Source organism: Acetobacter papayae JCM 25143 (assembly GCF_000613285.1).
GTDB classification, from domain to species: domain Bacteria; phylum Pseudomonadota; class Alphaproteobacteria; order Acetobacterales; family Acetobacteraceae; genus Acetobacter; species Acetobacter papayae.
In genome coordinates, this window is record NZ_BAIN01000079.1 from 1 (window position 1) to 10,046 (window position 10,046).

Annotated in this window: 7 protein-coding genes and 3 pseudogenes; 5 read left to right on the forward strand and 5 right to left on the reverse strand. The window is 62.0% G+C overall.

Going from position 1 to position 10,046, the window contains the following annotated elements; genetic code table 11:
- Positions 1-1,365, forward strand: a pseudogene (locus JCM25143_RS19635) (NAD(P)/FAD-dependent oxidoreductase); the annotation flags it as partial.
- A 59-nt stretch (positions 1,366-1,424) separates the two neighbouring features.
- Here JCM25143_RS19635 and JCM25143_RS13175 read toward each other — a convergent pair.
- The 4 genes and pseudogenes from JCM25143_RS13175 to JCM25143_RS19645 all read right to left on the reverse strand — a co-directional run bounded on the left by JCM25143_RS13175 (position 1,425) and on the right by JCM25143_RS19645 (position 6,981).
- The gene (locus tag JCM25143_RS13175; RefSeq protein ID WP_025861547.1) at positions 1,425-2,210 is read right to left on the reverse strand and encodes an alpha/beta fold hydrolase; all 786 of its coding nucleotides are present in this window, start codon (positions 2,208-2,210) and stop codon (positions 1,425-1,427) included.
- Positions 2,211-2,301: 91 nt separating this feature from the next.
- Positions 2,302-4,267 (reverse strand): annotated as a pseudogene (locus JCM25143_RS19640) (OPT family oligopeptide transporter).
- A 130-nt stretch (positions 4,268-4,397) separates the two neighbouring features.
- Positions 4,398-6,131, reverse strand: coding sequence for an alginate export family protein (locus JCM25143_RS13185; protein WP_234395256.1), 1,734 nt, complete (start codon positions 6,129-6,131; stop codon positions 4,398-4,400).
- A gap of 316 nt (positions 6,132-6,447) precedes the next feature.
- The gene (locus JCM25143_RS19645) at positions 6,448-6,981 is read right to left on the reverse strand and encodes a hypothetical protein (RefSeq protein ID WP_025861549.1); all 534 of its coding nucleotides are present in this window, start codon (positions 6,979-6,981) and stop codon (positions 6,448-6,450) included.
- A gap of 282 nt (positions 6,982-7,263) precedes the next feature.
- Here JCM25143_RS19645 and JCM25143_RS13195 point away from each other — a divergent pair, with 282 nt between their 5' ends.
- Positions 7,264-7,491 carry a DUF3126 family protein gene (locus JCM25143_RS13195; RefSeq protein ID WP_025861550.1) on the forward strand — a complete coding sequence of 76 codons (228 nt, stop codon included), beginning with the start codon at positions 7,264-7,266 and terminating at the stop codon, positions 7,489-7,491.
- Between the two features lie 126 nt (positions 7,492-7,617).
- Here JCM25143_RS13195 and JCM25143_RS13200 read toward each other — a convergent pair whose 3' ends face one another.
- On the reverse strand, positions 7,618-8,184 hold the full coding sequence (locus tag JCM25143_RS13200) for a DUF2939 domain-containing protein (protein WP_025861551.1): 567 nt from the start codon (positions 8,182-8,184) through the stop codon (positions 7,618-7,620).
- A 142-nt stretch (positions 8,185-8,326) separates the two neighbouring features.
- Here JCM25143_RS13200 and JCM25143_RS19650 point away from each other — a divergent pair.
- From JCM25143_RS19650 to JCM25143_RS13215, 3 genes and pseudogenes are all read left to right on the forward strand, one after another.
- Positions 8,327-9,127, forward strand: a pseudogene (locus JCM25143_RS19650) (HesA/MoeB/ThiF family protein).
- A gap of 75 nt (positions 9,128-9,202) precedes the next feature.
- The gene (locus JCM25143_RS19655; protein ID WP_051543369.1) at positions 9,203-9,520 is read left to right on the forward strand and encodes a DsrE family protein; all 318 of its coding nucleotides are present in this window, start codon (positions 9,203-9,205) and stop codon (positions 9,518-9,520) included.
- Between the two features lie 111 nt (positions 9,521-9,631).
- Positions 9,632-10,003 carry a hypothetical protein gene (locus tag JCM25143_RS13215; protein WP_025861552.1) on the forward strand — a complete coding sequence of 124 codons (372 nt, stop codon included), beginning with the start codon at positions 9,632-9,634 and terminating at the stop codon, positions 10,001-10,003.
- Positions 10,004-10,046: the final 43 nt, after the last annotated feature.

Here is a 10,046-nt window from a genome sequence, read left to right on the forward strand (position 1 = left end):
GGCGGAACTGGCGGCCCGGCCGGGCTATCGCAGGCCGGTGGTAGTGGGTGCGGGGCCGTGCGGTTTCATGGCGGCGCTTATTCTCGCACGTATGGGCCTGCGGCCTTTGCTGCTGGAGCGCGGCAAGGCCGTGCGCGAGCGGACAGTCGATACCTTCGCCCTGTGGCGGCGCTCAGTTCTGACACCTGAAAGCAACGTGCAGTTTGGCGAAGGCGGAGCCGGAACTTTTTTCTGACGGCAAGCTGTACAGTCAGGTGCGTGACCCGCGCTTTCTGGGCCGCAAGGTGCTGGAGGAGTTTGTTAAAGCTGGTGCGCCGGAGGATATTCTCACCCTCGCGCATCCGCATATCGGCACGTTCCGCCTTGTTTCCATGGTTGAGCACATCCGTAGCGAAATCGAGGCCGCGGGTGGGGAATACCGTTTCCAGTCGCGGGTGGATGGCCTGCTGCTGGAGCCCGGCACCCGCCATGTGCAGGGTGTGCGCCTAGCCAATGGTGAGGTGGTGGAAAGCGGGCATGTCATCATGCGGTAGGCCATAGTGCGCGCGATACTTTTGCCATGCTGCATGACGAAGGCGTGTCCATGCAGGCCAAGCCGTTTTCCATAGGGGTGCGGATCGAGCATCCGCAGTCGGTTATCGATACCGCGCAGTTCGGCAGTGCGGCGGGCAGCAGCCTTCTGGGGGCTGCGGAATACCGGCTGGTGCACCATGCGGCTAACGGGCGCGGGGTCTATTCGTTCTGCATGTGTCCGGGCGGGACGGTCGTTGCGGCCACTTCGGAAGAAGGGCAGGTGGTGACGAACGGCATGAGCCAGTACTCCCGCGCGGAACGGAACGCCAATTCCGGTATTGTGGTGGAACTGCGCCCCGGACAGGATTACCCGGATGAACCGCTGGCGGGGGTGGCTTTCCAGCGGCATTGGGAAAAACAGGCTTTTGTGGCCGGCGGGGGGGATTACCGCGCTCCGGCCCAGCGTGTGGGCGATTTTCTGGCCGGGCGGGCTTCGGTTTCGCTGGGCGAGGTTGTTCCGTCCTACCGGCCGGGCGTTACGCCTACAGACCTGTCTACCTGCCTGCCGGATTTTGTGGTGGAAGCCCTGCGCGAGGCCCTGCCGCATTTCGACCGTAAGCTCAAAGGCTATACAATGGAGGATGCGGTCATGACCGGGGTGGAAACCCGCACATCTTCCCCCCTGCGCATTCCGCGAGGGGAGGCCGGGCAGTCGGTCAACACACCGGGGCTTTATCCTGCTGGTGAAGGGGCTGGCTATGCGGGGGGATTCTCTCCGCGGCGATGGATGGTATCCGTATGGCCGAAGCTGTGGCGCGTGATATCGCGGGCCTGCCGTCCACCCCTCTGTAACATCGGCTGCTGTAAACCGGCTTTGCCGCACCCCGGTATACGTAGGTGCGGCTGGGGCGTTAGTGTTCGGCCAGAAAGGCTTCCACCAGTTCACAGAAACGTTGTGGCGCATCCGCATGCACCCAGTGCCCCGCCCCGGCAATGCTTTCAAGCCGGTGGTTAGGGAACAGGCGGCGCATGGCGGGTTCGTTTTCCGGCTGGATATAGCGTGACTCAGCGCCGCGTATGAACAGGGTTGGGCCAGTATAACAGGCATCCGCAGGCAGGCTGGGCCATGCCATCAGGGTAGGGAGTGCGGCCTGTATGTCTTCAAGCCCGATAGCCCAGCCCGGATTGTCGCCCAGCCGCATGTTCTGCACCATGAGCTGGCGCACCCCATCCTTGTCTATCAGCGGGCGTAGCAGGTCATTGGCCGTGTGCAGGTCCAGATGGGGTGGAAAATGCAGCGTTTCCAGCCCTTGAGGCAGGTCGAGGCTGTCAAAGCCGCCCTGACCCGGTGCAATATCCACTACAATCAGGCTCCGCACGCTTTCAGGCTGTGTCAGGGCCAGCATCATAGCCGTTTTGCCGCCCATGGAATGGCCCAGCACGGTAGCGGGCATGGCATGGTGGTGGCGCATGGTTTCGGCTACATCGGCCGCCATGGTGGGGTAGCTCATGGGGCCGTGCGGGCTGGTGCCATGGTTGCGTAGGTCCATGGCCAGCGTGCGGCGGGTGGCGGACAGGCGGCGCTGCACAAAACCAAGGTTGCGGGCGCGGCCAAACAGACCATGTAGCAGCACGACAGGCGGCAGCGTGGGGGCTGTCGTGGGCTCGGGGCCGCGTTCAATCACGTTCAGCAGCATGGCGGGGCCTTTCTCCAGCAGGGCATGTCAGCGCGTTTTGCCTTGCTTTGCCCCTGAAAGCGAGGGGGAAGGCTACCAGTGCGTCTTCACCTTACGGCGAGAGCGTGTGCTCTTTTCCCCCGATAAAGCTGCGTGCGAACCACAGGCAGGCGGCACAGAAGGCCAGCGCGCCCAGCACATCTGGCACGGCGGCGGGCAGGGCAGAGGCTACGGACAGAGTATCATCATGCCCCGATGCGCCGGAAAGACCTGCAACGGCCACGCCTGTCAGGCTCTCGCCAACAATAAAGCCGGAGGCCAGCATGGTGCCGCGTGTCTGCCACGCCTGCGTATCGTGCTCCGCTGGCGCGTTTCGCTTCACCCATGCGCGCAGAACCCACCCCAGAACAGCACCACCAGCCAGTGTCATGCTGGTGGAGGCTGGCAGGTAGAGCCCAACGGCCACACCAAGCGGGGGGAGGGACAGGCCGTGTCGGCGCAAAAGCCTGTCTGCAACAATCAGCACACAGCCTAGGGCTAGGCCCGCCCCCAACATGCTCCAGTCCAGCGTGCCGGAAAAAATACCCTGCGTAATCATTGTTATCAGCGCAGGTTGTGGAGCGGAGAGCGCACGGGCCGGGTCCATGCCGGGGCGGGGCATGGCACCTGCAAAGCCATAGGCCTGATACAGCAGGTTCAGCACAGGCGGGATAACCAGCGAGCCCACCACACACCCCACAATCAGCACGGCTTCCTGCTTCCAAGGTGATGCGCCAACAAGCTGGCCGGTTTTAAGGTCCTGCAGGTTGTCGTTGGAAATGGCGATGGTGGCGGTAATGGCCGAAAGCAGCAGAATGGTGAAAGCCGTAGCCAGTTTCTGCCCGTTGGCCATTAAGGCGGAGGGCACCAGCCCCAGTGTTTCAAGGGCCAGAATCATCAGCGCGCTCAGCACGGCCCCGACGATGATAATGCCCGAAATGGGCGAGGAGGATGAGCCGACAATGCCCGCCATGTAGCCGCAGCTGCCGCCATAAGAAAACCGAACACAATGCAGAACAGCACCGCCGCCAGCACCAGTGCTCCCGCGCCGGTTGTGACAGGACCCAGAAAGTCGCGGAAAAACCACCACAGCCCGAAGGCCGACAGGCCCAGAAGCCCGGCCATGCTCAGGGGAGACAGGTCGCGCTCATGCGTTGCGGTGCTGCTGTCGGAGGGGGTGAGGCTTTGCCGGATTCCGCTTATTACAGGCGGGAGCAGTTCCACCAGTGTCCACAGCGATGCCACGGCAATGCTACCCGCCCCGATAAAGCGGATCTTGTGTAGCCAGAGGTCATGGGCAAACACCGAGGCAGGCAGGTTTGCGGGGTTTGGTGTGTGGCTGCTCAGCATGGCACGCCCACCCCCCATGCCAGAAAGCAGCCCGTAAGCATGGCCAGTCCGCCCGCCAGCCCTACCAGATAACCAGCTCCCACAAGGGCCAGAGAAAAACTGGCTGAAAGTTGGAAAACCGCAGCCCCGGCGCTGGCTGTCAGCGTAATGCCATCGGCCAGCAGCCGGAGCGCTCCCGTAGCGAAAGACAGCACGGTGGAAACAAGCCCACCCGCCAGCAGCGCGCGCAGGCCCTGCCCGGACTGGGCTTCGGCCCCGGCGCGCAGGATTTCGGCGGCGGCTACACCTTCGGGGTAAGGCAGGGCGCTACGTGTCACCAGCGCGTGCCGCAATGGGATGGTAAAGAGCACGCCCAGCACGCCACCTGCCAGCGATAGTCCCGCTGTCTGCCAGAAGGGAAAGCTGTGCCAGTATCCCGCCATGATAAGCCCCGGAAACGTGGCGAATACGCACGAAAGCGTGCCCGCCGCCGAGGCCTGACTCTGCACCATATTGTTTTCCAGTATGGTGCTACGCCCCAGCATGCGCAGCACCGCCATGGAAATGACAGCAGCGGGAATGGATGAGGCAAAGGTCAGCCCGATCCGCAGGCCCAGATAGACATTGGATGCGGTGAAAACGACCGTGATCAGCGCCCCCAGAATCAGGCCGCGCAGGGTGATTTCCCGGCGGGAGGGAGAGACGGTCATGTGGTTTGCCCCATTGGCCTGACAACGATACGTGTGAAAGCACGGATGGGGCATTGTACCGGGCGCCGCTCCGTCCGTTTCAAATACGATGGATCGGGCGCCTTGTCTGTACCGTGCGCGGGGCGCGGCGTCAGAAGGTCAGTTCAAGATTGCTCTGCACGAACGCGCCGGAGGATGCCCCCGCCTCGATCATGCTGCGTGAGGCAAAGATATATTCCCCATCAATACTCAGGGTAATGTGGCGGGTTGCGCGCCAGGTAAAGCTCGCCTGTGGCAGGGTGGCCGTGTAGCCCCCATGCGGGCGGAAGTTATAGTAAGTAAGGCCGTTTGGGTACACCACATCGTTTGTATTGTTACGCCACACAACCGGCACTTTCAGCAGCAGTGTTGTGTTGGGGGTGGGTGTTATGGTGGCGATCGGGCCCACATCGATAATGTTCGACTGGCCGATATAGGTGCTCATGTCCAGATAGTAGGCACTGGGCACGAACGGTGACATGAAGCCACCCCATGTGGAGTTTTTGCTACCATTGAGGTTGCCGCCCGAAACATCGTCAGCCTGAATGCCAATGGCCGGGTGGCCGGGCCAGTGAGCAAAGCGCCATGAAATGGTGGCATCCAGCGCATAGGCGGACACGCTCCGGCTTGGCCCGTTATTGGCGGGACGGAATTCGCCACCCTGCCACATGCCGCCAATGGAAAACTCGATCGGTCCGGCATTACCCCAGATTCGCATTCCCGGCGTATCGCGATGGGTCGAACCCGCGATGGAAACGCCCGAAACCGCCGTGGGCATGGGGTTGTTGGCCAGAATGAAGCCAAGGTAGAACGTATCCACAAAAATCTGGCTGTTGCGCTCAAGGAAGGTGAACTTGGGCAGCGCATAGGAGGTGTAAACCCCGAACAGGCGGGTTTTCCAACCAACCTTGTCATGGAACATGGCGGAGGGGGATGTGTCGGTCTGTGTCAGGTAGAAACCATCGACGCGGAAGTTTTTCCAGAAGGCATAGCCGCGCAGGCCGTTCCATGAATAGGGCAGGGAGGGATACACGCTACCCGCCGTGACATAGGGTGGCGCGTCCAGAAACGTCATGCGCCCGGCCATGCCGCCCACGGTCGCGTTGAGCACGCGGCCACGCACTTCCACAAAGGCCTGCTGCGCGTCCAGCCTGCTGCGCCAGCGGCCACCGGCATAACCGTAATAATTGATACCCGCCGCCTGACCGCTCATCAGCTCGCCATACAGGCGCACATGCTCGCCCAGATGCAGGTCAGCCCCCACGTTCCAGCGATAGTTGTTGCGGTAGGCAGGGTCTTTCTTGGTCGCGCCAAAACCCGCACGCTGGTCATAGAAATTGTGCTGGCGGAAGTTGCCGCTGAGCGAGAGGTAGATATCGCCCTTATCGTTGAACGGGATGTATTTCAGCACGTCCATGGCGTCGATACGGTTGCGCTTGTCGCGCAGGCTGGACCAGTCTTCTGCCCAGCGTGACACGGCGTAATAACCCACCGTACCAAAACCGGCAGCAGCGCCCGTATTGGAGTTGAACACTCCCCATGGTCCCTGATGCAGCAGGGCTGTGGGCAGGGGCTTGAGTTCGAGCGTCTGCGGCTGACCATACGCTTCGGGGCGGCTGCTCAGGGGCGGCAGAAAGCTGGAACTGTTCCAGTTCACCACAGGAGCTTTTACTTCCACATTGCTGGCAGGAGCGGTGGGTTTGAGCGTGACTGTCGTGCTCTGCGCTGCGGGCGTGACCGTTTTGGTGGGGGCAGGGAGCGTGGTTTCCTGCGTAGTGGTGTGCGGGTAGTTCAGGTGAGCCGCATGCGGCGCAGTTTCGGCCTGTACCTGCATGGGGTGGAGCATGGTAAAGGCGGATGTGCTGGCAAGCAGAAGCCATGTGGCTGTCTGGCCTGATACGGTACGGCCCAAAAAGCTGCGGGATGGACAAGGGGAATCAGGCGGATGCCGCAGGGAATGAACATAGGTCGTGGTCTCTTCTTTTATTTTTGTCTTTGAGGCGCGACTGTCATTCATTTTGTGAATGACTTATATCCATATTGTTTCACGCAATGCTAATATGTCATATCGCGATTGCGTGTTGGGCATCACTAAGCGTTTATCGAAAGATTTTTCCACCTCCTGTGTCGAATACGACAACAGAATTAAAAAACAGCAAAAATTAGCTGTTTTGGAGCAGGCTCAGGCACTCTCTTGCCCGGCTGTTCAGGCGGATGTCATGCACGGTGGCCACAGCCTGTGCCGCGTTTTTGCGCCATGTGCGGCTCATGCCTTTGGCAGAGCAGACATCGCGCGGGCCTACGGGGCTGCTGGTCTGTTCGTGCAGGGCGCTCAGCACCACAGAGGGGTGCCGGGGCAGGGCGGTTTTCATGCTGCGGCGCAGCAGGGCGGTGGTCTGGCTGCTGCTTGCGGGGATCAGGCTCGATAATACCGGGGCGACCTCAGGCTGCCCCTGTGCCAGAGCCGTGGTTACGTTCCGCCAGCCGTTCTGTTGTGTCAGGGCGCGCGCGGTCGGGGCCGCACCATTGCTGACAATATCCTGCGAGATCGTGTGCAGGGCCTGCTCCGCATGATCGGGCGCGTGCGCTGTCGTTGCCAGCACTGGCGGCCGGGCTGTGGTGTGTGCATCCAGCAGGCACAGGCCCATGGTCAGGCTGACAAGAGCCGTAGTGGACAGACGACGGATGAACGACAAGCAGGGCTTTCCTTTTCAGAGCGTTTTTTACGACCCTGCCAGTTGGGCGGGAGAAAATGGCTACGACAAGGCAGGGGTGCGGAAAGGTTGCGGCAGCGGCTTGGGCAGATTATAGCGGGCCCGACAGGCCAAAGGGTGCGCGCACGGGGCCGGGTGTCGGTTTTTTTAGGAATTCTGGCGCTGTCAGCCTGCGCTCCCAGCCCGGCCGAATGCTTATGCCACACAGGTGGAGCGGCTATGGCAGTCCGCACCGCCCGCAATGCCCGCAAGGAATGAATGACGATGACTTCTCTCTCAGCTTCTGAAATCACCCGCCTGCAGACAGCCCTGCGTCGCCTGCTGGGCTCCAAGGACCTGACGGTCAACCCCGCGCCGCGTGCTGGCATGTCGGTTGAACTGGCCGTCAATGGTGAGGTGATCGGCACCGTTCATCGTGATGATGAAGATGGTGATGTCAGCTACGCCATCAACATGGTTGTGCTGGAAGAAGACCTGCCCGCCGCGAAATAAAGCAGCGCCGCACGCGTGAGGCCCGGCGGCGCTCCTGCAGGTGCGCCGCCTGAAGGAGGCCTCAGGCTTCGTGTGCTGGGGTGGGGGCCGCAACCTGCATGGTGCGGGCCTGTGCGACGGGGAAGGTCACGTTGGTGATTTTCCAGCGCCAGCCTGAATGCGCATTTCCACCCGCAGGGGTGTTTCATCCGCGTGGCCGGGTACGGGCATTTCGGCCACAAAGCAGTCCAGCCGGGCGAAACGCACCGAAGTCTGGCGCAGCAGGGCCGTCATGCCGCGCAGGCTCAGGGCGGGGGCGGCTTCAGGTGGAATGGCAGGCATGGCCTGATCCACCAGCGTGCCGAGATTGGCCGAGGTTACGGTGTTGTCCACCGCGTTAGACACGGCATTGCTGGCGAAAGAGGAGCCGAACTCGGGCAGTTCATCCGCCGGGGGCTGTGCATCAAGGTGCAGCCCGGCCAGTGCCTGCTGCTTGATCGAGCTATCGAGAGAGCCCCAGTTGATGACCCGCCCAAGAGCCGCCATGTCATGGGTGTGCAGGTCCATCCCCACGCAGAACAACGTGATGAATGGCGAGGATACATAAAGCCCCAGCGCAAGAAGTGCTGAGTAGACACAGGCCCGGCGCGCAGCCTGGTGCCGGGGCAGACGGGCTTGCCGGGAGAATGCCCCCGACCGGGTGGGGAGTGCCATGTGTGCATTCCTTCCATGCGTTGTGAGCAACACTTATAACCCAGAACCCCGGGCGGATGCGAGGATAACATCGCAGTTCAGGGCTTGTTATTACAGAAATATGATGTCAGGCCCGGTGTCTGGGCAGCAGGGAGGCAGGCCGATGAGAATTGATCTTTCCGAGAACGAAATTCAGCGTTACTCGCGCCATATCCTGCTGGCCGAACTGGGCGGCACAGGGCAGATGGCGCTCAAGAATGCCTCTGTTCTGGTGGTAGGGGCCGGGGGGCTTGGCTCACCGGCGGCACTGTATCTGGCGGCGGCGGGTGTCGGGCGGCTGGGGCTGGTGGATGACGATGTGGTGGAACTCTCCAACCTCCAGCGTCAGGTTCTGCACACGGCTGGAACGGTAGGGCACAAGAAAGTCGCTTCCGCCCGCGAACGGCTGAGCGCGCTCAATCCTGAAATCGTGGTCGAAACATGGGATACGCGGCTGAATGCCACCACGGTGGAAGAACTGGTCTCGCGTTATGATCTGGTGTGCGATGGCTGCGATAATTTCGATACGCGCTATCTGGTTAACGCTGCCTGCGTGCGACAGGGTAAAACGCTGGTTTCGGCTGCGGCGCAGCGGTTCGGTGGACAGCTTTCCACGTTCCGGCCCCAGCTTGGTGGCCCGTGCTACGCCTGTCTTTACCCCCCTCATGAGGCAACGATATTGCCAGCCCCACCTGTGGTGATGCCGGGGTGCTGGGAGCCGTAACGGGTGTGATGGGCACCTTGCAGGCAACCGAGGCGCTCAAGGCCATTACCGGTATTGGCACATCCATGGACGGGCGGTTGCTGATGTGGGATGCCCTGTCCATGCGTTTTTCCGAACTGACACTGGCGGCTGACCCGGCCTGCCCGGTGTGTGGCCCGGCAGGGGTAAGAGCATGAGCACACAGCCTTCCATCCCGCCTGAAACACAGACTGCGCCCTCTGAATCTCTGGCCCTGCTGCTGGTGGAAGCTCGTTACGAGCGCCTGCATGCGGCTTCATGATGGCCGCGACAGCTCTGGCGTTGGGGCGGCCGGTTATCCTGTTTGGTATGGGGAGCGGCGTTGCGGCTTTCTGCCGGTCATGGAGTGGTGTGCCTGAGCATGTGCCGGGCGAGGCTGGGCGGCTGACTGCGGGCGTGGCCGGGGTAGAGGTGCTCCGTGATGCCGTGCAGGAAATGGGGGCTGAGATGATGGTATGCGACTCCGGGCTGAAAGCCATGAACCTTGCCCCGCAGGATCTGGTCGAAGGGGTGCGGGTTGTTGGCCTGCCCACATTCCTCGACTGCGCGGCCACCGCGCGGCAGCTTGTATTCTAGGCTGTTAGGCTAGGCCCTGTGTGTCCGGGCAGGGTGCGGTGTGCAGGTTTTTGATCGTGAGCGGAGAAAGCCCTCTTGCTCCGGCGCGGCTCTGTTGGCAGGGATGCAGGCATGACAGTTATCCGTTCCTTTCCGTTTTGTGCTGGCCTGCCCCGTGGCGGGCGGCTGCGTTGCGCTTTGCTGGCCTGTGTGACGGGTCTGGCCGTTCTGCCCGGTGGGGCACAGGCTGCTACGGCCTCCGCCGATACAGGCAAGACCGCCAAGCACCACCACCATCATCACGCGGATGGTGCCAGTGCCGAGGCCACCAAAACGGCCCATCATGCGGCGCGAAAAAGACCGCCCACAAAACCGGCACAACCGCGAAGGCGGATAAAAAACACCATGCCAAGGCAGGGACGAAAGAAGCCGCTCATGCCCATCATGGTCACGCTGCAACGGCTGCCGCCCATGCTGAAAAGCCGCATCACCATGCGGCAGTAGCCGCAGCCGCCGGGGCCGCTGGAGCCGCAGGGGCACTGGCCGC

What these genes read in the sequence shown, in the direction of transcription:
- JCM25143_RS13195 (WP_025861550.1), top strand. Translation starts at nt 7,264, where the DNA reads ATGACTTCTCTCTCAGCTTCTGAAATCACCCGCCTGCAGACAGCCCTG.
- JCM25143_RS13215 (WP_025861552.1), top strand. Translation starts at nt 9,632, where the DNA reads ATGACAGTTATCCGTTCCTTTCCGTTTTGTGCTGGCCTGCCCCGTGGC.
- JCM25143_RS13185 (WP_234395256.1), bottom strand. Translation starts at nt 6,131, where the DNA reads ATGCTCCACCCCATGCAGGTACAGGCCGAAACTGCGCCGCATGCGGCT.
- JCM25143_RS19655 (WP_051543369.1), top strand. Translation starts at nt 9,203, where the DNA reads ATGATGGCCGCGACAGCTCTGGCGTTGGGGCGGCCGGTTATCCTGTTT.
- JCM25143_RS13200 (WP_025861551.1), bottom strand. Translation starts at nt 8,184, where the DNA reads ATGGCACTCCCCACCCGGTCGGGGGCATTCTCCCGGCAAGCCCGTCTG.
- JCM25143_RS13175 (WP_025861547.1), bottom strand. Translation starts at nt 2,210, where the DNA reads ATGCTGCTGAACGTGATTGAACGCGGCCCCGAGCCCACGACAGCCCCC.